Raw genomic sequence first — 24,820 nt, 5'->3', positions numbered from 1 at the left:
GACGCACCTGACACCGACCGTGAGAAGTCGTGTGTGCCGAACGCCGTTTCCGGCAGCCCGGAAACCGACGGTACAACATGAAAAGAATGCTGATTAACGCAACTCAACCCGAAGAGTTGCGTGTTGCGCTGGTAGATGGCCAACGCCTTTACGACCTGGACATCGAGTCCGGCGCACGCGAGCAGAAGAAGGCCAACATCTATAAAGGCCGTATTACTCGCATCGAACCAAGCCTTGAGGCTGCCTTTGTCGATTTCGGCTCCGAGCGCCACGGCTTCCTGCCCCTCAAAGAAATCTCCCGCGAATACTTCAAGAAAGCCCCCGAAGGCCGCGTGAACATCAAGGACGTCCTGAGCGAAGGCCAGGAAGTCATCGTCCAGGTCGAAAAAGAAGAACGTGGCAACAAGGGCGCCGCCCTGACCACCTTCATCAGCCTGGCCGGTCGTTACCTCGTACTGATGCCGAACAACCCGCGTGCCGGCGGCATTTCCCGTCGCATCGAAGGCGAAGAACGCAACGAACTGCGTGAAGCGCTGAACGGCCTGGTCGCTCCAGCCGACATGGGCCTGATCGTCCGCACTGCCGGCCTGGGCCGCAGCAGCGAAGAAATGCAGTGGGACCTCGACTACCTGCTGCAACTGTGGACCGCCATCAAAGAAGCGTCCCTGGATCGTTCCGCGCCGTTCCTGATCTACCAGGAAAGTAACGTGATCATCCGCGCCATCCGCGATTACCTGCGCCAGGACATCGGCGAAGTGCTGATCGACAGCGTCGAAGCCCAGGACGAAGCCCTGACCTTCATCCGCCAGGTGATGCCGCAGTACGCCAGCAAGATCAAGCTGTACGAAGACAGCGTTCCGCTGTTCAACCGTTTCCAGATCGAAAGCCAGATCGAGACCGCCTTCCAGCGCGTGGTCGAACTGCCTTCCGGCGGCTCCATCGTGATCGACCCGACCGAAGCCCTGGTGTCCATCGACATCAACTCGGCGCGCGCCACGAAAGGTAGCGACATCGAAGAAACCGCCCTGCAGACCAACCTGGAAGCGGCTGAAGAAATCGCCCGCCAGCTGCGCCTGCGTGATATCGGCGGCCTGATCGTGATCGACTTCATCGACATGACCCCCGCCAAGAACCAGCGCGCCGTGGAAGAGAAAGTCCGCGAATGCCTGGAAGCTGACCGTGCCCGCGTGCAAGTCGGCCGCATCTCGCGCTTCGGCCTGCTGGAAATGTCCCGTCAGCGCCTGCGTCCGTCCCTGGGCGAGAGCAGCGGCATTGTCTGCCCGCGTTGCAACGGCACCGGCATCATCCGTGACGTTGAATCGCTGTCCCTGGCGATCCTGCGCCTGATCGAAGAAGAAGCCCTGAAAGACCGCACCGCCGAAGTCCGCGCACAAGTGCCGATCCCGGTTGCCGCGTTCCTGCTCAACGAAAAACGCAACTCGATCACCAAGATCGAACTGCGCACCCGTGCCCGTATCGTCATCCTGCCGAACGATCATCTCGAAACGCCGCACTTCGAAGTGCAGCGCCTGCGTGATGACAGCCCGGAAGCCCACAGCGGCCAGTCCAGCTACGAAATCGCCGCTGCCGCTGCCGAAGTGGAAGAAGTCCAGCCAGCCGCCGCGACCCGCACCCTGGTTCGCCAGGAAGCCGCCGTGAAGACCGCTCCGGCGCGTGCCAACGCACCGGTTCCGGTTGAAGTGGCTGCCCCGGTCGCAGCTCCGGCCGCCTTGCCTGAGCCAAGCCTGTTCAAGGGCCTGGTGAAATCGCTGGTCAGCCTGTTCGCCAGCAAGGAAGAGCCTGCGGCACCGGTGGTGGTCGAAAAACCTGCCACCGAGCGTCCGGCGCGTAACGAAGAGCGTCGCAACGGTCGCCAGCAGAGCCGTAACCGCAACGGTCGCCGTGACGAAGAGCGCAAGCCGCGCGAAGAACGGGCCCCGCGTGAAGAGCGCGCACCCCGTGAAGAGCGTGCGCCTCGCGAAGCCCGTGAAGCCCGTGAAGAGACCCCGGTCGTAGCCCGCGAAGAACGCGCACCGCGCGAAGAGCGCGCACCACGTCCACCACGCGCACCGCGTGAAGATCGCAAGCCGCGTGGCGAGCGTGAAGAACGTGTGCGTGAACTGCGCGAGCCGCTGGACGCTGCGCCAGCCGTTGCCGTTGCCGCCGCTGCTGTTGCCGCCACTACCGAGGAAGAACGCCCGGCTCGCCCGCCGCGTGAAGAGCGTGCGCCACGTGAAGAGCGTCAACCGCGCCCACCGCGTGAAGAACGTCAACCACGTACCGAGCAGGCGGCTGCCGCCAGCGAAGAAGAAGTGCTGACCGGCGAAGAGCAACTGCAGGAAGACGGCCAGGACAACGCCGAAGGCGATCGTCCGCGCCGCCGCTCCCGTGGCCAGCGTCGTCGCAGCAACCGTCGCGAGCGTCAACGTGACGCCAACGGCAATGTGATCGAAGGCTCAGAAGAAGCCGGCGAGAACGCAGAAGCCGCTACCAGCGAACCGACCAGCACCGAACTGGCTGCCGGCCTGGCCGTTACCGCCGCTGTTGCCAGCTCGGTCATCAGCGCACCTGCCGAAGCCCAGGCTCACGAGCAGGCTGAACGCGCCACTGCCGCTGTCGAAGAAACCGTTGCGGTAGAAGCGCCAGTCGCCGAGACCCCAGTGGTTGAAGCACCGGTCGTAGAAGCAACCACCCCGATCGAAGCCCCCGCGGCTCCGGAAGTGGAAGTTGCGCCGGTTCGCGAAGTCCAGCCGCAAGAAGAAGTGGCTGCCGCCGAGCCTGCCCCAGTGGTTGAGCCACAGCCAGTGGTTGAAGCTGTTGTAGAAGCTCCGGTTGTCGAAGCCGCCACCCCGGCCGTGCGTGAAGTTCGCGAAGAACAGACCGCCTTCCAGTGGACTGCCGAACCTGCCGCCCCGGTTGAAGCGCCTGCCCCCGTGGTAGAAGCCGCACCGGCCCCGGTTGCCGAAGTGGTTGAAGCCGCTCCGGTAGTGGTTGCCGAGCCTGCGCCAGTGGTTGAAGCGCCCGTGGTTGCCGAAGCCGCCGCCCCGGTGGTTGAAGCCGCACCGGCCAGCGCCCTGACCGAAAACGGCCGCGCGCCGAACGACCCACGTGAAGTGCGCCGTCGTCGCAAGGAAGCCGAAGCGGCCGCCGCTGCTGCCGCTGCCGCACCGGCTGTCGCCGAAGTGGTCGAGCACGCTGCCCCTATCGTCGACGAGACCCCGCGTTCCGTTGAAGAAGTGGCAGAGCACCACCCAAAGGCCCTGGAAGAAGAGCACGAGCCTAAACCCCTCGTCTGATTCCATCAGCCACTGAAAAGCCCCGCCTGATCACTCAGGCGGGGCTTTTTTATGCCAACTGTCCCGTCCTGAATAAGGTTTACGCCTTCTGACCTATCTTCAGGAGGATTCAATGGATACGGGCAAAAGGCGCAGCCAGCGCGACTACACGTTAGCTTTTAAATTATCGGTCGTAGACCAAGTCGAAAAAGGCGAGTTAAGTTATAAAGAGGCTCAACGGCGCTTTGGCATTCAGGGCCGGTCCACGGTACTGGTTTGGTTACGCAAGCATGGCCGACAGGACTGGAGCCAAGGCGCATCAATTCGAGCGCCGCGGAGCAAGCCAATGACCGACCCCAACCTCCCGCTAACACCCGAACAGCGGATCAAAGAGCTTGAAGAGCAACTGGCACTGAGCAATCAGAAAGCCCAGTTCTTTGAGGCTGTCGTGAATGTCTTGAAAAATGACTACGGTGTTTCCATTGTAAAAAAGCGACCCGGCAAGTCCTCTCGCAAGGGCAAATCCAAGACCTGAGCATTACCAGGGCTTGCCTGTTCATGGGTATTTCGCGTCAAGCGTATTACAAACGCAATCGAGTTTTTGATGCCCGAGTCCGCCAGGACCAGGAAGTGGTGGACTTTGTTCTGGAAAAGCGTCGACGCCAACCCAGGCTAGGAACGCGCAAGCTGCATTACCTGATGAGCATTGAGGCTGGAGCGGCATTAAGTGTCGGCAGAGACCGCCTGTTTGCCATCTTGAGAGAGGCGCGAGCGCTCGTTCCACGCAAGCGGGCCTACCATAAAACCACTCATAGCCATCATCGTTTTCGCCGCCATCCAAACCTGCTCAAAGCAGGTCCGGAACAAGTCGTAGCCAGCAGGCCCGAACAGGTTTGGGTCGCAGACATTACCTATCTACCAACGCGGGAAAGTGTCGCCTACGTCAGCCTGATAACGGACGCGTACTCACGCAAGATCGTAGGTCATCATGTGCATGAAAGCCTGCATACGGAATCGGTGATCAAAGCGCTGCAGAAAGCGGTTAGCCAGCGAAGCTCCAAGGAGCCGCTTGTCCATCACTCAGACCGCGGCGCCCAATACTGCTCCGACTTATACCAGCGGATGCACATCAAGCACGGGATCAGGTGCTCAATGACCGACGGTTATGATTGTTATCAGAACGCGATGGCCGAGAGGATAAACGGGATTTTGAAAACTGAATTTTTGCTACATCGCCCCAAAGACTTGGCAGACGCAGTAAAGATGGTGGATGAGTCGGTGCGGATCTACAACGGGGAGCGACCGCATTTCTCCCTGAAATACAAAACGCCCGATGCGGTGCACCGGGCGTTTTGAGACTGAAATAGGTGTAAACCTATTTCAGGACTAGACAAACAAATTCTGAAAACACCGAAGATTCAATGTGAGAGGGGGCTTGCCCCCGATGGCGGAGGGACAGGCACAGATGTTGAACCTGTCACTCCGCATTCGGGGGCAAGCCCCCTCCCACATTTCAGAGCGGTTTGAAATCCAACAGATGCGGCAGATCCACATCCCAGAGTACGCCAGGGTCGTTTACCTGGATCTCGCGCACCTGCCCCTGGGCAAACAGCGGCTTGGCCCCGCGATCGCCCGTCAACGCCATCAACGCTGGCCCAAACGCTCGTCCAAACGCAACCGGATGCCCATACTGGCCGGCATGCACCGGCACGCTGATACCATCTATGCGCTCCAACACCCGTTCAATACTGGACGGCAGAATGAACGGCATATCACCCAGCACCACCAGCCAGCCATCACTGGAACCACTGGCCGCGACCGCTGCCGCAATGCTGTCGCCCATTCCGACCGAGCACAGCTGCACTACCTCGCAGCCATGGACCTGCGCCAGACGAATGACTTCAAGCCGCTCGGGCGACGTCACCAGCACGCGCTTTAGCGCCCACGCCGGCAAATTCACCAGCACCTGCTCGATCACCGGCCGCACCACCCCGTCCCGGCCGACGCACTCAGCCAGCAATTTATCCCGATCTGCCCCGGCTTCAGCGCGAAAACGACTGCCCTGCCCCGCCGCCAGCACAATCACCGTAACGGTCATTCAACCTGCACCGACAGCGGCTTTTTCTGCAGTGGCGCCACGCCATTCTTGATCGCGACAATTTCCGCCAGCAACGACAGCGCGATCTCCGCCGGTGTATGACTGCCGATATGCAAACCGATCGGCCCATGCAACCGCGCGATCGCCTGCGCAGACAACCCCAGCGCCGCCAGGTTTTCCCGGCGTTTACGCGTATTGACCCGCGAACCCAGCGCGCCGATATAGAACGCATTGGAGTTCAGTGCCGTCAGCAACGCCATATCGTCCAGGCGCGGATCGTGGGTCAGGCAGACGATGGCCGTGCGTTCGTCGGTCTGGATGTTCAGCACCGCTTCATCAGGCATGCCGGGCACAAAGCGACCGTGCGGCTCTTCCCAGCCATACGCGAACTCTTCACGCGGGTCGCAGATCAGCACTTCAAAATCCAGCAACCGCGCCATCTGCGCCACGTAGCGGGACAACTGCCCGGCGCCGATCAACAGCAGGCGCCAGCGCGGGCCATAAATGGCGCGCAGGCGCTCGCCGTCGAAGCTCACCACGTCGGTCTTGCTCGCGGGGCTCAAGCTCACGTCGCCGGTGGCCAGGTCCAGCTCCCGAGCGACGATTTCATGGGCGTCACAGCGCGCCAGCAACTCGGCCACCCACTGCCACTCCGTCACGCGCTCTTCGGTCAGGCGCAGGGTGCCGCCGCACGGCAGGCCGAAACGCGCCGCTTCATCGCGTGTCACGCCATAGGTCACCAACTGCACCGCGGGCCCGTCGTCCGCCAACCGACCATCCTGCAGACGCGCAATCAAATCGTCTTCAATGCAACCGCCGGACACCGAGCCGATCACCACCCCGTCGCCGCGCAAGGCCAGCATGGCCCCGGGCGGACGCGGCGCGCTGCCCCAGGTCTGGACCACGCTGTACAACACCACCCGCTGCCCCGCGCGGCGCCATTCGAGCACGCTGCGCAGGACATTCAGATCCACGCTGTCCATCAAGCCTTCGCCTCCTGCCAGCCTTGCAACTGATAACGCACGGGCAGGTTGCGAATACGCTTGCCGGTGGCGGCAAAGATCGCGTTGCACAGCGCCGGCGCAATCGGCGGCACGCCGGGCTCACCGACACCGCCCAACGGCACCTCGCCCTGTGGCGTGACCAGGTGGACCGCGACGACCTTGGGCGCCAGGGACATGCGCGCCACTTCATACATATGGAAGTTGTCCTGCTGGACCTTGCCGTCCTTGAAGCTGATCTCGCCCAATACCGCGTTGCCCAGGCCCATCACGCAGGCGCCTTCGAATTGCGAGCGAATGCGTTCCGGGTTGATCTGCGGGCCGCAGTCCACAGCGATATCCGCCTTGTGGACGATCAGCGTGCCGTCGTCTTTGACTTCCACCTCGATCACCGCCGCCACATAGGTGACGAAACTGTAATGCACCGCCAGCCCCAGGCCTCGCCCCTTGGGTAGCGTGCGCCCCCAGCCGGCGGCTTTGGCGGCGGTTTCGAGGACGCCGCGCAGGCGGGCGGTATCGATCGGGTAGCGCTCCGGGGATTCGCCGTAGTTCCACTCATCGCTCAGGGTTTTCGGATCGATCTGACGGTCCGGCCCAAGCAGTTTGAGTTGGTACTGCAACGGGTCCTGGCCGGCCTTGTGCGCCAGCTCATCGACAAAGCTCTGAATCGCAAAGCCATGCGGGATGTTCGACACCGAGCGGTACCAGCCAACCCGGGTGTGGGCGGCGGCTTCGGGGTTTTCCAGGCGCACGTTGGGAATCGCGTAGGCCATGTTGGTAAAGCCCATGCCCAGCTCGAACGCCGCCTCGTGGTTCATCCCCGGTGCAAACAACGCGGTGATGCTCGGCGCGACGGTGCGGTGCAGCCAGGCGGAAGGCAGGCCGTCCTTGTTCAGGCCAGCCTTGAGGTACTCGGCGGAAACCGTGTGGAAGTAGGAGTTGTGGATGTCATCTTCACGAGTCCACTGCACGCGCACGGCCTTGCCGGGGAATTCCTTGGCGAGGATGGCCGCCTCGACCACGAAGTCCGGCTTGGACTTGCGACCGAAACCGCCGCCCAGCAGCGTGACATTGATCGTCACGTTATCGAAAGGCAGGCCCAGGCGCTCGGCGACGCGCTCACGGGTCACCTGGGGCGCCTGGCTGGGGGCCCAGGCTTCGCACTGGCCCTTGTCGAAACGGGCAACGGCAACCATCGGTTCCATCGGTGACTGGGCCAGATGCGGCAAATAATAAGCGGCGTCCAAAGTGCTGTCGGCCTCGTTCATCGCCTGCTCGAGGGTGCCGGTGTTGCGCACCACTTTGCCCGGTTGCCGCGCGGCCGCTTCCAGCTCCTTGCGGTAATCGATCGAGTTGTAGCCGGCGTTGACGCCGTCATCCCAGACAATCGCCAGCGCTTCGCGGCCCTTGATCGCCGCCCATGTGTTGCTGGCCACCACGGCCACGCCGCCCAGCGGCTGGAACTCCGAGGGCAGAGGCCGGCTTTCGATTTCGAGGACCCTGATCACCCCCGGCACCTTCAACGCCGCACTGGCATCGAAGGATTTGACCTTGCCGCCATACACCGTCGGCCGTGCAATGGTGGCGTAGAGCATGCCGTCGAAATGCACGTCCGCGCCGTAGACCGCGCGACCGTTGACGATATCGGCGCCGTCGATGGCCTTGACGCCCTCTTTGCCGATGTAGCGGAACTCCGACGGCTGCTTGAGGCGCAGCGTGTCGCGCGCCGGCACCGCCAATGCTCCGGCAGCGGCGGCCAGCTCGCCATAGCCCAAGGTGCGACCGCTGGGCTGGTGAACCACCTTATGCAGCTGCGCACGGCACTCGCCCAGCGGCACCTTCCACTGTTCGGCAGCCGCCTGTTCCAGCATCGCGCGCGCACTCGCGCCGCAACGCCGCATCGGTTCGAACCAGTGGCGCATGCTGCGCGAGCCATCGGTGTCCTGGTTGCCGTAACGCACTTCGTCAGCCAGCGCCTGCTGGACGCGCACGTGGGCCCAATCGGCGTCCAACTCATCGGCGACTACCAGGCTCAGGCTGGTACGCACGCCCTGGCCCATTTCCGAACGGTTGCAGATCACGGTCACGGTGCCGTCGGTGGCAATGCTGACGTAGACCTTGGGGTCATCGATCAGCCCATGGGGCATGGCATCGCCGCCATACTTCTTGGCGGCATCGGCGGCAAACGCGGCGGGCAGGCCCCAACTGGCGGCGATCACCAGCGCGCCGGTGGCGCCGACGCCCTTGAGGAAACCGCGACGGCTGAGGTTATCGAGGACGAAATCAGCGGGTAAGCGGTTCATGCCTTGGCCCCCTGCAGGTGCGTCGAGGCCTGGCGGATCGCGGTCTTGATGCGGTTGTAGGTGCCGCAGCGGCAGATATTGCCGACCATCGCCTCCTCGATCTGCTCGTCGCTGGGGTTGGGGTTGGTTTTCAGCAGCGCGGTGGCCGACATGATTTGCCCGCCCTGGCAGTAACCGCACTGGGCCACGGCACTGTCCAGCCAGGCTTGCTGCACGACCTGGCCGATGGGGTCGGTGTGCAGGTTGTCGATGGTGCTCACGGCCTGGCCCTTGACCGCGCCGATCGGGGTGATGCAACTGCGCGCCGGGGCGCCGTCGATATGAATGGTGCACGCGCCGCACAGGCCCATGCCGCAGCCGAATTTGGTGCCGTTGTAACCCGCCACATCGCGAATCGCCCACAACAGCGGCATATCCTCGGTGACGTCCAGTTGATGGTCTTGACCATTGAGTTTCAGGGTAATCATTGGGCACGCCCGCCTATTTTTTGCATTTAGGGGCGAGCCATCTGCCGCGAAAGGTATCGCTGGTTCGGGTGCGCGCAGATGGGCTCAGGCTGAGGAGGCTCTCTTGCGAAGACGGATCTTCACCGGGCCTTTGATGGAGCATTGACTAACTGTAAACCAAAAAATTCGAATTTGGCCGCGCAGAAACGCAAACGCCCCGAACCAGTCGGGGCGTTTGCGGATTGCTGTGGGCGTCAGTTCACGCCATCAGCGGGTTACTTGATCGCCGGCGCAGGGCCTTCGGCCACGCCCAGGTCATCTTCTTCACGGGTGTCGGAGATCCCACGACCACCGGAAGCCAGCTCGACTTGCAGCTTATCTTCGTCCAGTTCGTTGACCCACTTGGCTACCACCAGAGTCGCCACGGCGTTACCGACCAGGTTGGTCAGCGCACGGGCTTCGGACATGAAGCGGTCGATACCGAGGATCAGCGCCAGGCCGGCAACCGGCAGGTGACCCACGGCCGACAGGGTCGCGGCGAGTACGATGAAACCACTGCCGGTCACGCCTGCAGCACCTTTGGAGGACAGCAGCAGCACCAGCAACAACGTGATCTGATGGGTGATGTCCATGTGCGTGTCAGTCGCCTGGGCGATGAACACGGCAGCCATGGTCAGGTAGATCGACGTACCGTCGAGGTTGAACGAGTAGCCGGTCGGGATCACTAGGCCAACCACGGATTTCTTCGCGCCCAGACGCTCCATCTTGATCAGCATGCGTGGCAGTGCCGATTCAGACGAGGACGTACCCAGAACGATCAGCAGCTCTTCACGGATGTAGCGGATCAGTTTCAGCACGCTGAAGCCGTGCGCGCGGCAGATGGCGCCGAGCACCACCACCACGAACAGGACGCAGGTGATGTAGAAGCAGATCATCAACTGGCCCAATTGCACCAGGGAGCCGACACCGTAGGCACCGATGGTGAACGCCATGGCGCCGAGGGCACCGATTGGCGCGAGCTTCATGATCATGTTGATGATGTTGAACATCACGTGGGCGAAGCGATCGATGAAGTCCAGCACCGGCTTGCCGTAGGCACCCAGGCGATGCAGGGCGAAACCGAAGATCACCGAGAACATCAGCACTTGCAGGATGTCACCGTTGGCGAATGCGCCGACGATGGTGTTCGGGATCACGTTGAGCAGGAAGCCAACGATGCTCTGGTTCGCACCGGCCGTGGCATAGGCCGCGATTTTCGAAGCGTCCAGGGTGGCCACGTCGATGTGCATGCCAGCGCCCGGCTGCACGACGTTCACCACGAACAGGCCGATCAGCAGGGCGATGGAGGACACGACTTCGAAGTACAGCAGCGCGTAGCCGCCGGTTTTGCCGACCGATTTCATGCTCTGCATGCCAGCGATGCCGCTGACAACGGTGCAGAAGATGATCGGGGCGATGACCATTTTGATCAGTTTGATGAACCCGTCACCCAGCGGCTTGAGCTCCACACCAGTCTGCGGGTAGAAGTGACCGAGCAAAATACCGATAACGATGGCAACGATCACCTGGAAATACAGGGATTTGTACAGTGGCTGACGAGTCGTCATTGCAAAGTTCCTCAATCGTCCCGTGTGGCAAATATCCGCCATTGCCCACGGCACTTGAATTGCGAACCCTCCTGCACTGGAGGGATTTGTTGTTTGCGAGACCTGTAGGACCAAGCCTGCGCTGTAATCCTTATCGCAAACGTCGTGCCACTTTGCTGAAACGGCCTGAAGCCCCCTAGACATCAGGGCTGGAGGGATCAAGGCGCGTCTGAGCGCCGTCCATTGCATGGCGGGTTTCCGCCAACTCGCCGTATCTCGTCCTACAATTTGGCGGATATCCGCCTTGTCGCTGTAGCGGGTGATGGCTACCATCCGCCCTTCCATGGACGAGGCCCTTGCATGCGCGAACGTACCATCGCCAGTCACTACGCCCGAGCGGCCCTCGGCGGTGCGCGCCGGGCCGGCTACGACTACTCGGGCCTGTTGCAGCAGGTGGGCATCACCCCGGAACTGCTGAACGAACCCCGCGCCCGCATCGCCCCGGAACAATTTACCCGGCTGTTGCAAATGCTCTGGCTCGCGCTGGACGACGAATACCTGGGCTTTGCCGAAGGTCCGAGCAAGCGCGGCACGTTCGCCATGATGTGCCACGCGCTGATCCATTGCCGCACCCTGGAGAAGGCACTCGAACGCGGCTTGTTGTTTTACAGCCTATTCCCACAAGGTCCGCGTTGGCAGCTGACACGGGAAGGCGAAATGGCCCGCTTGAGCCTGGACGACTCCCAGCTCGGGGACCCGGATCACTTTCTCAGCGAATCCCTGCTGCTGATCTGGCATCGCCTCGGCAGTTGGTTGATCGGCCAGCGCATCCGCCTGCAGCAGGCCACGTTCAGCTACCCGATGCCGGCCCACGCCAGCGAATACGACCTGTTGTTTCCCTGCCCGCAGGTGTTCGACGCACCGAACAGCAGCCTGGTGTTTCCTGCGCGTTACTTGAGCCTGCCGCTGCTGCAGGACGAGCGCACCCTCAAGCATTTCCTGCAGCGCTCCCCCGCCGACTTGTTGTCGCGTCCCGATGAAGGCGACAGTTTGAGCAGCCAGATCCGCCGCCTGCTCAGCCGTGACCGCACACCCTGGCCGGACCTGGACGCCGTTGCCCAGCACCTGCACATCAGCCCGCAGACCCTGCGCCGACATCTGCGTGAAGAAGGCAGCAGTTTTCAAGCGCTCAAGGATGAGCTGCGGCGGGACATCGCCATTTACCACCTGGGACGCGCGGATCTGTCATTGCAGGAAATTGCCGAGCAGCTCGGGTTCTCCGAGCCGTCGGCGTTTCATCGGGCGTTCAAGAAGTGGACGGGATTGACGCCGGGGGCTTATCGGGCACAGGAGAGTTAGGCAGGCGCCACTCAAGGAAGGTCAAACGGTCGGAAAGTGGATCTTGAACGCCGCGCCCCCCAAAGGCGAGTCGCCCAGGGTCAGGCGCGCGCCGTAGCTTTCAATGATGTCCTTGACCACTGCCAGGCCGATCCCCTGCCCCGGGTGCTGGCGGTCCAGCCGCTCGCCCCGTTGCAGAATCCGCGCGCGCTGGTCGGGCGGCACACCGGGGCCGTCATCCTCGATGCACAGTTCGATGCCATCCAGGCTTTCCACCAGGCTGATACGCACTTCGCTCAGGCACAGGCGGTAGGCGTTTTCCAGCAGGTTGCCGAGCAGTTCCAGCAAAGCGCCTTTTTCGATGGGCACATCGCACGCGTCCGGCAATACGAAGCTCACTTTGACGTGCTTGTCGCGGTAGACCTTGTCCAGCGTGTCGCACAGGCTTTGCAGTACCGGCTGCAGGCGTACCTGATGGCGTACCAGGCCGCTTTTACGCAAGCTGGCGCGCTGCAACTGGTAGCTGATCTGCTGGCTCATGCGTTCGATCTGCGATTGCAGCACCCAGGCCTGGTCGCGGTCTTCGGGGCGCAGGGCCATGTCTTCGCTCACGCCCTGCAACACCGCCAGCGGGGTTTTCAGGCTGTGGGCCAAGTCGTCGAGGGAGTCGCGGTAGCGGGTACGCTGCTCGCGTTCACTGTGCAGCAAGCGGTTGAGAGACCCGGTGAGGCGCAGCAGTTCGCGCGGGTGTTCTTCGCTGAGGCTTTCGCGGGTGCCGCCTTCGATCTGGTCCAGCTCCTGGCTCAGGCGCCGCAACGCTTGCAGGCCCCAGGTCAGGCCCAGCCAGAGCAACGTCAGCAACACCAGCAACGCCGCGCCGAAGCCCAGGTAGAGGTTTTCGCGCAGACCTTCGAGGGTCAACTGGTATTCGCGCACCGGTTGCAGCGCGACGATGCTGAACGCCGCACTCTTGCCGCCGAGCAGCTTGACCTCGACGTCATACACGAAGAATTCCTGGCCATTGCCCTCGCGAATCCGCGCAAACTCATTACCGCGCCCGTCATAGCGCGGCCTGTAGTTGATGTTTTCTTCCTGGGTTGCCCGCGAGCGCCACACCAGATGGCCTTCGCGGTCGTAGATATAACCGAGCAACCGGCTATCGGTGAGGTTGAAGCGTTCGTCCGGCAACTGCGCCGGCATCTGCAGGCGGTTGTTTTCGACCCGCGCCGCCGAAATCAAGGTGGTGACGTCCGACGCCAGGCGCTGCTCGATCGAGTCCTGCAGGGCCAGGCTGAACGCGCCCTGCATGGCCGGCAACAAACCCAGCATAAACAGCACGGCCAGGGTGGCGGCCGCCAGCATCAAGCGCACACGTAACGAGCGAATCAACGACAGCGCTCATTGAACAGATAGCCCAGGCCGCGCACGGTGTCGATCGGCTTGAACCCGCCCGGGCCTTCCAGTTTACGGCGCAGGCGGCCGACCAGCACTTCGATGACATTCGGGTCGCGCTCGTCGTCATCGGGGTAGAGCTGCTCCATCAAGCGGTCCTTGGGCACTACCTGCTGATGGTGACGCATCAGGTACTCGAGAATCCGGTACTCGTAGGCGGTCAGCGCCAGGGGCTGCTCGTCCAACGAGGCCTGCTTGCGGTTGAGGTCCAGCAGCAAGGGGCCGGCGACGATGGTCGATTGGGTAAAGCCGCTGGAACGACGCAGCAACGCGTTCATCCGCGCTTCCAGTTCTTCGAACTGGAACGGCTTGACCACGTAGTCGTCGGCGCCGGCGGCCAGGCCTTCGACCTTGTCCTGCCAGTTGCCGCGAGCGGTGAGGATCAGGATCGGGAAGGTCTTGTCCTGGGCGCGCAGTTGGCGGATCAGATCAAGACCGCCCATGCCGGGCAGGCCGAGGTCGATGATCGCCAGGTCATGGTTGAATTGGCCAGTCTGGTACAAGGCCTCCTCCGCGTTGGCCACGGCTTCGACCACGTGCCCGCTGTCGGTCAGGCGGGTATACAGGTGATGACGCAACAGAGCCTCATCTTCCACGACCAGCAATTTCATAAGGCTCTCCAAAGCAAATCAACTGTCCGACAGAGGGATATCATAGCGGCCCTGCAGGTCTTGCGGGCGCAGTTTAATGCCATTGTATTGGCCACCAAGATGCTCATAGCCGGCACGATACGTCGCCTGCGGGCTGCTCGAGCCCAGCGGCTGGCCCCAAGGCGCGGCCTGGCTGCGCACCGCCTCGAAGCTCACACGCTGCATCAGCGTGCTGGATTTCTTGGTTCTCTCGCTACCGAATGCCGCAAAGGCGCCATCGCTGGCCTGCGCCCCGGCGGTGGCAGTGAACATGGTCAACGCCAACATCAGCTTCTTGATTGCAGTCATGGTACTTACCTCCACGTAGGCTGTAGGCCCACATTACGCAAGCGCCCCTGAACTCCCCCTGAACAGGCTCTGAACCTGGCCTGAACCGCTACGGACTATCCACTGGCGCGCCAACTCGGCAAAATACCGCCCATGACGCCCCTACCCGCTTGCTGCACCCCACTCGACGCCCATTGGCCACTGCCCGATCCCTTGCCGGGCACGGTGTTGTTCAGTACGCGTTTTGATCCGGCCCTGTTGATCGCCGGTGATTTCCAACGCAGCGCGGTGCCGCCGCCAGCGAGCATCCAGCGTTCGGTGGCCAAGCGCCAGGCGGAGTTTCTCGCCGGGCGGTTATGCGCCCGCGCCGCCTTGCAACAACTCGATAACCTGGACTGCGTGCCGGCAATCGGCGAAGACCGGGCGCCGGTGTGGCCGCCTCACATCAGCGGCTCCATCACTCACAGCAGCGGGCACGCGGCGGCGATCGTCGGGCACAAGGCGCAATGGCGCGGGCTGGGGATGGACCTGGAAAATGTCCTGAGCCTGGAGCGCGCGGAACGCCTGGCGGGGGAAATTCTCACCGCCGATGAGTTGCAGCGCATGGCCAGGTTGCCGCGTGAGCAACATGCGCGGCTGGTGACGCTGACGTTTTCGGCCAAGGAGAGCCTGTTCAAGGCGCTCTACCCGATCGTGCAGAAGCGCTTCTACTTTGAGCATGCCGAAGTGGTGGAATGGTCCGAGCACGGCCAGATGCGGTTGCGGCTGCTGACGGAGTTGTCCGGCGAGTGGTGCCACGGCACGGAACTGGTTGGGCAATTTGCGGTGGATGGGGATCAGTTGTTGAGCCTTGTAGCAATCGGCGTCTGATCGAGCGTCATCGGGGGCAAGCCCCCTCCCACACTGGAATGCATTCCAAGAGGGGCGGTGCGAGGGTTCGGCTTGCTCCCGATAGCAGTATCAGGATTTATCCTGGTCCCGTGGCCAACTCAGGCTGAAGCACGCCCCTCCCAGGTTGTTGCTCTTGCTGATCAATGCCCGCCCGCCATGCCAATGGATAATCCGCCGCACAATCGACAAGCCCAGGCCATGCCCGCCCGAGGCGCGGGTGCGGCTGTCGTCCAGGCGCAGGAACGGCGTGAAGATGCGTTCCCAAGCGCTTTCCGGTACGCCGGGGCCATCGTCTTCCACATCGATGCGGCAGCGCACCTGGCCGACCTGGTAACTGATCAGCACCCGGCCCTGGGCATGGCGCATGGCGTTGCTCACCAGGTTCTGCAGGGCGCGGTGCAGGTAGCGCGGTTCGGCATCGACCCAGGCATCGTCCCAATGCACCGATGACAGGCAGATACCACGGCTCACGCTGACCTGCGGGCGCAGTGGCGATAATTCGCCGATCACCTGGTCGAGCAACGCATTGAGGTCGACCCGCTGGAAATTCAGCTCCGGCGCGCCCTGCTCCAGGCGCGCGTAGGTGAGCATTTCGTCGACCAGGCCGTCGAGGTCCTGAATATCGCTGTCCATGCCTTCGAGGTATTTGCGCCGGGCCTGCGGGGTGGCGGCCTCGCCGATCATCTCCAGGCCGAAACGCAGGCGCGCCACCGGGGTGCGCAACTCGTGGGACACCGCGCGCACCAGTTCGCGCTGGATCGCGAGCAACTGCTGCAGGTGCTCGGCCATGCCATTGAAGGCGGCGGCCAGGCGCCCCACCGAGTCGGCGCCGCGCGCGGGCACGCGCACTTCCAGGTTGCCTTTGGCAATGCGCGTGGCAGCGGCCTCCAGACCTCTGAGCCGGCGCTCGAGCTGACGCACCAACAGATAGACGATCAGGCCAATCAGGGTCAGGCCGATCAATGCGATCAGGATCAACCATTGCGCCGGGTACGGGTTCATTTGATACAACGGGCCAATTTCAAGCACCCAGGGCGTGCCGACCATGCCGGCAAACACCCGAATCGAGTCGCCGCCCTTGCCCAGCGCCATCACCGTATCGCCCTCCGACACGCGGCGGCGCTGGTCGTCGTCCATATCGGCCTGATCGAGGGCCATCAGGTGCATCTCGAAGCCAAACCCTTTGGCTTCCTTTATATCCGCCAGGCGTTGCGGTTGCTCGGCCACCGGAAAACGCACCAACTCGTCGGCCAACAGGTAGATCGTCGCCCGCGCCAATTGCTCGCTGATCTGTTGCACTTCACCTTCCAGCACCAACTGATCCTGCTCGCTGACCAAACGCAGGACCCGCGCCGCATGGGGGCCGGTCTGTTGCACCAGCACCTGGCCATGCTGCAGGCGGGTGCGTTGGCCGAGGTCCAGTTGGGCATCGGTGTACGTGCGCAGCATCAGGGGAATGCCCAACAGGCGCTCCCACACCGCCAGTGCGCGCTGGCGCTCGATCGCGCTCATGGGTTGCAGGTTGTCGCCCATCAAGGCAAAGGTGCCGTGGGCCAGACGTTCACGGTACTGCCCGCTGCGCACGTCGTTGAGCAGGTGCAACGCCAGCACGCCCAGCAGCGCCACCAGGATCAGCGCCGCGCACATGCCGCCGTAGATGCGCAGGAAGATCGAGTTCACAGCGGTATGTCGGCAGCGGCTTCGGGGACGAACAGATAGCCTTTGCTGCGCACGGTCTTGATCAGGCGCGGGTGGATCGGATCGTCGCCGATTTTCGGACGGATGCGCGAGATACGCACGTCGATCGAGCGGTCCTGGCCGTCGTAGCCGATGCCGCGCAGGGCGATGAAGATTTCTTCGCGCGACAGGATGCGTCCGGCATTCGCCACCAGCAGCCACAGCAGGTCGAACTCGGCGCTGGTCAGTTCGATGCCCTCGCCCTGCAGCCAGGCTTCGCGCAGGGCGTTATCCACGAGCAGCGGGCCGAATTGCAGGCGGCGCTGGTTTTGCGCGACGGCCGGTTCCGCCGGCTCGCTGCGGCGCAACAGGGCCTGGATACGCGCCAGCAGCAGGCGCGGGCGCACGGGTTTGCACACGTAGTCGTCGGCGCCCATGTCCAGGCCCAATACCTGGTCCATGTCGTCGGTACGCGCGGTGAGCATGAGGATCACCCCGTCGTAGCGCTCGCGCACCTTGCGGCAGATGCTCAGGCCATCTTCGCCGGGCAGCATCAGGTCGAGGATCACCAGGTCCGGCTGTTCGGCGATGATCCGCGCCGCAGCCTGGGCGCCGTCGCTTTCCACCGACACGCGCAGGCCGTTGCTCTCCAGGTAATCACGGGTCAACTCGGCCAATCGCTCGTCATCCTCGACGATCAGGATTTGCCAGGCTTCATGCTCCACAGGTAATCCTCGTTGTTATTAGGGGATTGGTTGATCTTCGCCAGCCACACCTTATTTGTAATGTTGTGAGGGCATAACAATGATCGATTGTAGCCATGCCCCAACCCTCGAACACAAGCCAGGAAATGCATTCGGTGATGCGGTTTTTTTGTGATAGGGTTCGCGCCCTCAAAAATCCAAAGAGCCGTTTTTTTCTTGGAATATTCAGTGACAAACGGCGCGGTCCCGCAGTACTGCGGCCTACGCGGGCATTCTACGTTTCATACACATTTTACTCACAGCGTTATCCACAGCCCCTGGATTGCTAAGCCTCCAAAAACGCATTATCTTGTACCTCGGCGCCAAAAAAACCCTACATGTAGGGTTTTGAACTAAAAGACCAAACACAAATCAGACAAGAAACTCAAGCCCTTTCTTGCTCCTGTTTGGTCCAACTCCAGCATTTTTTGAAAGCCCAAACCGCTCATGCGGATGGCAACCGTTTTAGCGCTCCAACAGCGCAAAACGGTACGGGTGTTGCAGTGCTTGAACCGGGCAACTGTCACCCACCAGGAATACGGCGAGGCGCTTTTGAGCGCCAAACCGAAGACTTCGGCATGGAAGCGGCGCGATAAGCCCCCCTTCCTCCTGTCCCGAAGTTGTTATGCCAGGCCAAGGCCTGCTGTAAGTGCTTCAGGACGGAACGGTGGGCACCGTGATGGTGCCCAAATAAATATAGAATGTGGAGACAACCCCCCATGCAAACCGACACAACTCGCGAGAACCCGCAGGGCTCCGTGCCGCAGGCCGCTGATTCGAATATGGATCTGTCCGCCACTGCACCCGGCCAACTGCGCGTGATCAAGCGTAACGGCACTGTCGTTCCTTACACCGATGACAAAATCACCGTCGCCATCACCAAAGCGTTTCTTGCAGTTGAAGGCGGCAACGCTGCCGCCTCGTCGCGCATCCACGACACCGTTGCCCGCCTGACCGAACAAGTCACCGCGACCTTCAAGCGTCGCATGCCTTCGGGCGGCACCATCCACATCGAAGAAATCCAGGACCAGGTCGAACTGGCCCTGATGCGTGCCGGCGAGCAGAAAGTCGCCCGCGACTACGTGATCTACCGTGATTCGCGCGCCAAGGAACGTGCCGTTCGCTCCCCGGCCGACGAAGCCGCCATACAGGCGCACCCATCGATCCGCATCACCCTGGCCGACGGCACCTTCGCGCCGCTGGACCTGGGCCGCCTGAACACCATCATCACCGAGGCCTGCGAAGGCCTGGAAGAAGTCGACGGCGACCTGATCCAGCGCGAAACCCTGAAGAACCTGTACGACGGCGTGGCCCTGACCGACGTCAACACCGCCCTGGTGATGACCGCCCGTACCCTGGTTGAACGCGAGCCGAACTACTCGTTCGTCACCGCGCGCCTGTTGATGGACACCCTGCGTGCCGAAGGCCTGGGCTTCCTTGGCGTGGCCGACAGCGCCACCCACCACGAGATGGCCGACCTGTACGCCAAGGCCCTGCCGGCCTACATCGCCAAGGGTATCGAATACGAATTGCTGAACCCGGTCCTGGCCACCTTCGACCTGGAAAAACTCGGCAAGGCGATCAACCACGAGCGCGACCAGCAGTTCACCTACCTGGGCCTGCAAACCCTGTACGACCGTTACTTCATCCACAAGGACGGTATCCGCTTCGAACTGCCGCAAGTGTTCTTCATGCGCGTGGCCATGGGCCTGGCGATTGAAGAGAAGCACAAAGAAGACCGCGCCATCGAGTTCTACAACCTGTTGTCGTCCTTCGACTACATGTCGTCCACGCCGACCCTGTTCAACGCTGGTACCCTGCGTCCACAGCTGTCGAGCTGCTACCTGACCACCGTGCCGGACGACCTGTCGGGCATCTACCACGCGATCCACGACAACGCCATGTTGTCCAAATTCGCCGGCGGCCTGGGCAACGACTGGACGCCGGTGCGCGCACTGGGTTCGTACATCAAGGGCACCAACGGCAAGTCCCAGGGCGTCGTACCGTTCCTGAAAGTCGTCAACGACACCGCCGTAGCGGTCAACCAGGGTGGCAAGCGCAAAGGCGCTGTGTGTGCCTACCTGGAAACCTGGCACATGGACATTGAAGAGTTCATCGAGCTGCGCAAGAACACCGGCGATGACCGTCGTCGTACCCACGACATGAACACCGCCAACTGGATTCCTGACCTGTTCATGAAGCGTGTCTTCGACGACGGCAAGTGGACCCTGTTCTCGCCATCCGAAGTGCCGGACCTGCACGACCTGACCGGCAAGGCCTTCGAAGAGCGCTACGAGTACTACGAAGCCCTCACCGAGTACCCAGGCAAGGTCAAGCTGTTCAAGACCATCCAGGCCAAAGACCTGTGGCGTAAAATGCTGTCCATGCTGTTTGAAACCGGCCACCCATGGCTGACCTTCAAAGACCCGTGCAACCTGCGCAGCCCGCAGCAGCACGTAGGCGTGGTCCACAGCTCGAACCTGTGCACCGAGATCACCTTGAACACCAACAAGGACGAGATCGCCGTCTGCAACCTGGGCTCGATCAACCTGCCGAACCACATCGTCAACGGCAAGCTGGACACCGCCAAGCTGGAGCGCACTGTCAACACCGCTGTTCGCATGCTCGATAACGTGATCGACATCAACTACTACTCGGTGCCACAAGCGCAGAACTCCAACTTCAAGCACCGTCCAGTCGGCCTGGGGATCATGGGCTTCCAGGACGCTTTGTACCTGCAGCACATTCCTTACGGTTCGGACGCCGCGGTCGAGTTCGCCGACAAGTCCATGGAAGCGGTCAGCTACTACGCGATCCAGGCTTCCTGCGACCTGGCCGACGAGCGCGGCGCCTACGAGACGTTCCAGGGTTCGCTGTGGTCCAAAGGCATCCTGCCGCTGGATTCGCAACAGATCCTGATTGCGCAACGTGGCCAGAAGTACATCGACGTTGACCTGAACGAATCCCTGGACTGGGCGCCGGTACGTGCCCGAGTGCAGAAAGGTATCCGTAACTCCAACATCATGGCCATCGCACCGACCGCGACCATCGCCAACATCACTGGCGTGTCGCAGTCGATCGAACCGACCTACCAGAACCTGTATGTGAAATCGAACCTGTCGGGCGAATTCACCGTGATCAACCCGTACCTGGTTCGCGACCTGAAAGCCCGCGGCCTGTGGGACTCGGTCATGATCAACGACCTGAAGTACTACGACGGTTCGGTGCAGCAGATCGAGCGCATCCCGCAAGAACTCAAAGAGCTCTACGCGACTGCCTTCGAAGTGGACACCAAATGGATCGTTGACGCCGCCAGCCGTCGCCAGAAGTGGATCGACCAGGCGCAGTCGCTGAACCTGTACATCGCCGGCGCTTCGGGCAAGAAGCTCGACGTGACCTACCGCATGGCTTGGTACCGTGGCCTGAAAACCACTTACTACCTCCGTGCCCTGGCCGCGACCAGCACCGAGAAGTCGACCATCAACACCGGCAAGCTGAACGCGGTTTCCAGCGGCAACCACGGTGATGACTCGGTGCTCGCCGCACCGGCCGGCCCGGCCCCCGTGCCGAAAGCCTGCGCGATCGACGAGCCGGATTGCGAAGCCTGCCAATAAGCTGAGCACGTTCCGGGCTTGATGGCCCGGGATTTGAAAAGCCCCGATAACCCCTTGCTGCAGTTGGGTTTATCGGGGTTTTCTTTTGCCTGGGCAAAGGCTCGTCAGTCGTCGAACAATATGGTCGCAATCCCCGCCCGGGGCACCCCGCCCCGCTTGCCCCACAGTTCAATCCGACCATCGATCACCGCCATCGAATGACCGCCATACTCCACCGTCCCCACCTTGCTGCTTCGCAAGTCGGCATCCGTGGCCTGCCGGTAATTTTTGCGCAAGCCCAGACGGTCCAACCCTTCCCGAGTGTACTCGCCATCATTGAGGGTACGTATGCCATCCAGAAAGCTGCGCCCGGCAGTGCCATCGTTGTTTTCCAATTGCGCCCGTTTTGCGCTGACGGCAAACATGAAATTGGCGTTGGTCATCATTTTCGGGTCATCGCCCTGGAAACGTGCATGGGTGGCAGCCAGCCGCACTTCATCCTTGGTCAGGTCAACCTTGACACCATCGCGCATGGTCACAGAGTAGCCATTACCCGTTTCCTTGACCTCTTTGAAGACGTCGGTGGGCTTCTCGCCAAATTGCATCATGGCGGCTTTAATCGCCGAAACCGTCACGCAATTGCCGTCCGGCCCCTGTCTGAAGCCGCTCCAGATATTCTCCGGTTTTTTCCCCGGCTCGCTGTCATCGGGCTTGTAGTCGAAATGCTTCGCGCCTTCGGTAATCGGCTTGTTGCTCATGGACTCGCTGGGGCCGAAACCACCGCCACCGCCACCGCCTCCACCGCCGCCGCCACCCCCGCCCCCGCCCCCACCGCCGTCCGGAGAGGGGGATGGAGACGGTGCTGGTGACGGCGGCGCATCCGGGCCATCCGGAAACTCCTCCGGGAAGGCTCTCTTCATGAACGCCTGAAAGCCCTCAGGCGCGTCTTTCTTCACCTCTTCGAGGATCTCCTTGAACTTCTCTTCGCCGAGCTCCTTTCGCTTTTCATTCAGCTTGTCCCGCAGCTCCTGGGCCGTCTGGTTCTTGGAGGTTTTTTCGGCATCTTCAAGCTCCTTGATCAGCTTCGTGACACTGTCCTTGACGGCCCCCTTGTCGTCCTTGGTGCCATCAGACTGGTTGACCCCCTTCTGGTACTGTCCTCCCCACCCCCCCTCGTAACGCATCCCCCCAGCCCCTTGGCCGGATATCGATGAATTCCACATACCGCCTCTCCCAGGTAATGAAACAACCCAACGCTTCTCGGCTTGATAGGTGGAAAGACAGGTGTGGTGCGTTCCAACAAAGGCGTGTCACCTCGTAACCGCATCGGGGGTGGGAAAAGGTCCTGATGCCAAATAAAACGCAAAAAAAAGCCCCTCGATCGAGGGGCTTCTTGTGCAGCGTTAGCGCATCAGGTCATCTGGATGATGGTCTGCATGATGGTGCTCTGGGTGGAGATGGTCTTGGCGTTCGCCTGGTAGTTGCTCTGGGCCTTGATCAGGTCCACCAGCTCGTTGGTCAGGTTGACGTTGGAGTTCTCCAGGGAGTTGGCCACGATCGAACCGAGGGTGCCGGCTTGAGGGGTGTCGTATCCCGGTTGGCCCGAGGCAAAGGTCTCTCTCCAGGCCGTGCCGCCTGCCGGTTGCAGGCCTTGTTCGTTGTTGAAGCTGGCCAGGGAGATCTGGCCAATGGCCTTGCTCTGCTGGTTGCTGAAGGTGGCGAACAGTACACCGCTGCCGTCGATTTTCAGCCCGGTGATCTGGCCGGTGGCATAGCCATCGGTGACCGGCGGGTTGCGATAGCTGGCCGAATTGTACTGGGTGATATTCGCCATGTTGACCGCAATACCGCCGGTGTTGGCCGCGGCGCCGTTAGCAGTCCATACACCGTTGGTCACGGTGCCCGGTTTCCAGTTGGAAATGGTCAGAGTGGTGTTGGAGACTATGCTGGGCGGGGTGACCACGCCAGCGAGCTTACCGGCCGTGTCGAACGTCAGGGTCGACGCGACAGGTGCCACCGCGCCTGCGCCACTGATCGGGGTACCGTCAGGGTTACGCCCATCGATCAAGGTGTAGGACTTCCATTGGTTGGAGTCCGTCTTCACCAGGTACTGCACCATCGGGTGAGCGTTGCCTTGGGTGTCGTACAAGGTGGTGCTGTACTGGGTGGTGAAGGTCTTGGTGTCGGTTGGGTTGAATGGCTTGGCCACCTGGTCGATCACCGGCTCCGAGGAGTTCAGGTTACTGCTGGAATCGACGGTGCTGGAGGCTTTTGGCGGCAGGTTCGACAAGTTGAGTTGCAGGTCGACCAAGCCGCCCTTGACGATCTTGCCGTTGTCATCCGCCGCGTAGCCTTGCAGGCGCGAAGTACCGGTGTTGTTGGTGATGTAGCCGTCTTTGTCCGCACGGAAAGCACCGCTACGGGTGTATTCCAGCGAACCGTCGCTGCCCTTCTGTACGAAGAAGCCACCGCCCTGGATCGCCATGTCCAGGATTCCGCCACTGTTGTTGACGTCGCCCTGGGTGAATTGCTGGGACACGGCCGCAAGGTTCACACCGTTACCGATGCTGTTCTGGCCGGTGCCCAGCTTGGACGCCGCGTAGATGTCCGCGAATTCCGCACGAGACGATTTGAAGCCAGTGGTCGCGACGTTGGCGATGTTGTTGCCGGTCACGTCCAGTTGTTTGTTGGCTGCATAGAGGCCGCTCAGGCCGATGTTAAAAGACATGTTTCTCTCCCTCTGCCGTATCTAGCCGGCTCTATGTACCGATAGTCTGAATTTGCGACAGCTTGACGCTGCCCATGCCGCCCGCAAGGTTGAGCAGCATTTCGCCGCCGGTCTTGCTCAGGGTCACGCTGGTGACCGTCGCCGGCAGCGAAGTGGCCAGAGCCACTGCGTCGCCCGCGTCATTCTTGGTGGTGGCCGTAAAGGTGTAAGTACCTGCCGGGGCGACCTCACCGTTGGCGTTCTTGCCATCCCAGATGAAGTCGGAACTGCCCGCGCTCTGTGCGCCCATATCGAGGGTACGCACCACGACACCGTCTTTGTCGGTAATCTTGACCGAGACGTTGCCCGTTGCCGCCGTCACCTCGACCGAGCCGGTCATGCTCTTGCTGGTGTCCACCAGCGCCTTGTCGGTCTGGGTAATGATCGAGCGACCGACCAGCGACGAAGCCTGCAATGCTTGCGACGAGCTGAAGTTGCTGGAGATGCTGTTTACCGAGTCGTTCAGGGTGTTGATGCCTTCCAGGCTACTGAACTGCGCCAACTGAGCCACGAACGCACCGTTGTCCTGAGGCGACAGCGGGTTCTGGTTCTTCAGTTGGGTCACCAACAGTTGCAGGAACGCATCCTTGCCCAGCGACTGGTTGCCCGTTGCCGTCTTGGTGGCGGTGCTGAGGCTGCTGTTGTCCGTCGCAGTCTTGACCTTGCTGTTGAACAGGTCCTGGACTGCCGTGTTGTTCGTCGTATCAACAATGGCCATTGTTTGGCGCCCCTT

18 protein-coding genes are annotated in these 24,820 nt (G+C 61.8%); 5 read left to right on the top strand and 13 right to left on the bottom strand.

The window, feature by feature from the left end; translation table 11 throughout:
• Positions 1-86: 86 nt before the first annotated feature.
• Positions 87-3,296, top strand: a complete 3,210-nt coding sequence (gene rne, locus C5F70_RS01570) for a ribonuclease E (protein ID WP_104902615.1) — start codon at positions 87-89, stop codon at positions 3,294-3,296.
• Between the two features lie 112 nt (positions 3,297-3,408).
• A protein-coding gene (locus C5F70_RS01565; RefSeq protein WP_165933345.1) for an IS3 family transposase occupies positions 3,409-4,631 on the top strand; the annotation gives its coding sequence in 2 pieces (ribosomal slippage) (positions 3,409-3,760 and positions 3,760-4,631; 1,224 coding nt in all).
• A 157-nt stretch (positions 4,632-4,788) separates the two neighbouring features.
• Here C5F70_RS01565 and C5F70_RS01560 read toward each other — a convergent pair.
• The 5 genes from C5F70_RS01560 to C5F70_RS01540 form a co-directional block, all read right to left on the bottom strand.
• Positions 4,789-5,373 carry an NTP transferase domain-containing protein gene (locus tag C5F70_RS01560; protein WP_104902614.1) on the bottom strand — a complete coding sequence of 195 codons (585 nt, stop codon included), beginning with the start codon at positions 5,371-5,373 and terminating at the stop codon, positions 4,789-4,791.
• Positions 5,370-6,356 carry an XdhC family protein gene (locus C5F70_RS01555; RefSeq protein ID WP_057005502.1) on the bottom strand — a complete coding sequence of 329 codons (987 nt, stop codon included), beginning with the start codon at positions 6,354-6,356 and terminating at the stop codon, positions 5,370-5,372. The genes C5F70_RS01560 and C5F70_RS01555 overlap by 4 nt, the downstream gene beginning before the upstream one ends.
• Positions 6,356-8,677 (bottom strand): xanthine dehydrogenase family protein molybdopterin-binding subunit, encoded by a 2,322-nt coding sequence (locus tag C5F70_RS01550; protein ID WP_104902613.1) that lies wholly within the window; start codon positions 8,675-8,677, stop codon positions 6,356-6,358. Before C5F70_RS01550 ends, C5F70_RS01555 begins: the two co-directional genes overlap by 1 nt.
• Positions 8,674-9,144: a (2Fe-2S)-binding protein gene (locus C5F70_RS01545; RefSeq protein WP_046382354.1), complete on the bottom strand. Its 471-nt coding sequence runs from the start codon at positions 9,142-9,144 to the stop codon at positions 8,674-8,676. Before C5F70_RS01545 ends, C5F70_RS01550 begins: the two co-directional genes overlap by 4 nt.
• Positions 9,145-9,398: 254 nt before the next feature.
• Entirely contained in the window at positions 9,399-10,730 is a 1,332-nt protein-coding gene (locus C5F70_RS01540; RefSeq protein WP_104902612.1) for a dicarboxylate/amino acid:cation symporter, read from the bottom strand.
• 339 nt (positions 10,731-11,069) lie between these two features.
• On the opposite strand from C5F70_RS01540, the gene C5F70_RS01535 reads away from it, so the two are divergent.
• Positions 11,070-12,068, top strand: coding sequence for an AraC family transcriptional regulator (locus tag C5F70_RS01535; RefSeq protein ID WP_046382352.1), 999 nt, complete (start codon positions 11,070-11,072; stop codon positions 12,066-12,068).
• Positions 12,069-12,089: 21 nt separating this feature from the next.
• Here the strand turns inward: C5F70_RS01535 and C5F70_RS01530 are convergent, their stop codons facing one another.
• From C5F70_RS01530 to C5F70_RS01520, 3 genes are read right to left on the bottom strand one after another with little or no spacing between them, the layout of a single operon-like run.
• Complete coding sequence (locus tag C5F70_RS01530; RefSeq protein ID WP_102618403.1) at positions 12,090-13,436, bottom strand: ATP-binding protein; 1,347 nt, start codon at positions 13,434-13,436, stop codon at positions 12,090-12,092.
• On the bottom strand, positions 13,433-14,110 hold the full coding sequence (locus tag C5F70_RS01525; RefSeq protein ID WP_046382350.1) for a response regulator: 678 nt from the start codon (positions 14,108-14,110) through the stop codon (positions 13,433-13,435). The genes C5F70_RS01530 and C5F70_RS01525 overlap by 4 nt, the downstream gene beginning before the upstream one ends.
• 18 nt (positions 14,111-14,128) lie before the next feature.
• Positions 14,129-14,437 carry a hypothetical protein gene (locus C5F70_RS01520; RefSeq protein WP_046489258.1) on the bottom strand — a complete coding sequence of 103 codons (309 nt, stop codon included), beginning with the start codon at positions 14,435-14,437 and terminating at the stop codon, positions 14,129-14,131.
• Positions 14,438-14,569: 132 nt separating this feature from the next.
• Between C5F70_RS01520 and C5F70_RS01515 the strand changes: the two genes are divergently transcribed.
• Positions 14,570-15,286, top strand: coding sequence for a 4'-phosphopantetheinyl transferase (locus C5F70_RS01515; RefSeq protein WP_102618401.1), 717 nt, complete (start codon positions 14,570-14,572; stop codon positions 15,284-15,286).
• Positions 15,287-15,376: 90 nt separating this feature from the next.
• Here C5F70_RS01515 and C5F70_RS01510 read toward each other — a convergent pair whose 3' ends face one another.
• Together C5F70_RS01510 and C5F70_RS01505 are read right to left on the bottom strand one after the other, a co-directional pair.
• Positions 15,377-16,987, bottom strand: coding sequence for an ATP-binding protein (locus C5F70_RS01510; RefSeq protein ID WP_046489255.1), 1,611 nt, complete (start codon positions 16,985-16,987; stop codon positions 15,377-15,379).
• The gene (locus C5F70_RS01505; RefSeq protein ID WP_102618400.1) at positions 16,984-17,709 is read right to left on the bottom strand and encodes a response regulator; all 726 of its coding nucleotides are present in this window, start codon (positions 17,707-17,709) and stop codon (positions 16,984-16,986) included. Before C5F70_RS01505 ends, C5F70_RS01510 begins: the two co-directional genes overlap by 4 nt.
• A 737-nt stretch (positions 17,710-18,446) precedes the next feature.
• Between C5F70_RS01505 and C5F70_RS01500 the strand changes: the two genes are divergently transcribed.
• Positions 18,447-21,341 (top strand): ribonucleoside-diphosphate reductase subunit alpha, encoded by a 2,895-nt coding sequence (locus C5F70_RS01500; RefSeq protein ID WP_046489252.1) that lies wholly within the window; start codon positions 18,447-18,449, stop codon positions 21,339-21,341.
• Between the two features lie 104 nt (positions 21,342-21,445).
• Here the strand turns inward: C5F70_RS01500 and C5F70_RS30460 are convergent, their stop codons facing one another.
• The 3 genes from C5F70_RS30460 to flgD form a co-directional block, all read right to left on the bottom strand.
• Positions 21,446-22,504 (bottom strand): hypothetical protein, encoded by a 1,059-nt coding sequence (locus C5F70_RS30460; protein WP_158683828.1) that lies wholly within the window; start codon positions 22,502-22,504, stop codon positions 21,446-21,448.
• Between the two features lie 227 nt (positions 22,505-22,731).
• A complete protein-coding gene (flgE, locus tag C5F70_RS01485; RefSeq protein ID WP_104902609.1) occupies positions 22,732-24,048 on the bottom strand; it encodes a flagellar hook protein FlgE in 1,317 nt (438 codons plus the stop codon).
• Between the two features lie 31 nt (positions 24,049-24,079).
• Entirely contained in the window at positions 24,080-24,805 is a 726-nt protein-coding gene (flgD, locus tag C5F70_RS01480; protein ID WP_104902608.1) for a flagellar hook assembly protein FlgD, read from the bottom strand.
• Between the last annotated feature and the right edge of the window lie 15 nt (positions 24,806-24,820).

It is taken from the genome of Pseudomonas sp. LH1G9 (assembly GCF_002949975.1).
Lineage (GTDB): Bacteria > Pseudomonadota > Gammaproteobacteria > Pseudomonadales > Pseudomonadaceae > Aquipseudomonas > Aquipseudomonas veronii.
Note: the sequence above shows the minus strand (reverse complement) of the source record. Positions and strands in the feature narration are given on the sequence as shown.

Coding starts and splice junctions, on each gene's coding strand:
- C5F70_RS01545 (WP_046382354.1), bottom strand. CDS start 9,144: ATGATTACCCTGAAACTCAATGGTCAAGACCATCAACTGGACGTCACC.
- C5F70_RS01555 (WP_057005502.1), bottom strand. CDS start 6,356: ATGGACAGCGTGGATCTGAATGTCCTGCGCAGCGTGCTCGAATGGCGC.
- C5F70_RS01560 (WP_104902614.1), bottom strand. CDS start 5,373: ATGACCGTTACGGTGATTGTGCTGGCGGCGGGGCAGGGCAGTCGTTTT.
- rne (WP_104902615.1), top strand. CDS start 87: ATGCTGATTAACGCAACTCAACCCGAAGAGTTGCGTGTTGCGCTGGTA.
- flgD (WP_104902608.1), bottom strand. CDS start 24,805: ATGGCCATTGTTGATACGACGAACAACACGGCAGTCCAGGACCTGTTC.
- C5F70_RS01535 (WP_046382352.1), top strand. CDS start 11,070: ATGCGCGAACGTACCATCGCCAGTCACTACGCCCGAGCGGCCCTCGGC.
- C5F70_RS01525 (WP_046382350.1), bottom strand. CDS start 14,110: ATGAAATTGCTGGTCGTGGAAGATGAGGCTCTGTTGCGTCATCACCTG.
- C5F70_RS01550 (WP_104902613.1), bottom strand. CDS start 8,677: ATGAACCGCTTACCCGCTGATTTCGTCCTCGATAACCTCAGCCGTCGC.
- C5F70_RS30460 (WP_158683828.1), bottom strand. CDS start 22,504: ATGCGTTACGAGGGGGGGTGGGGAGGACAGTACCAGAAGGGGGTCAAC.
- C5F70_RS01520 (WP_046489258.1), bottom strand. CDS start 14,437: ATGACTGCAATCAAGAAGCTGATGTTGGCGTTGACCATGTTCACTGCC.
- C5F70_RS01540 (WP_104902612.1), bottom strand. CDS start 10,730: ATGACGACTCGTCAGCCACTGTACAAATCCCTGTATTTCCAGGTGATC.
- flgE (WP_104902609.1), bottom strand. CDS start 24,048: ATGTCTTTTAACATCGGCCTGAGCGGCCTCTATGCAGCCAACAAACAA.
- C5F70_RS01500 (WP_046489252.1), top strand. CDS start 18,447: ATGCAAACCGACACAACTCGCGAGAACCCGCAGGGCTCCGTGCCGCAG.
- C5F70_RS01515 (WP_102618401.1), top strand. CDS start 14,570: ATGACGCCCCTACCCGCTTGCTGCACCCCACTCGACGCCCATTGGCCA.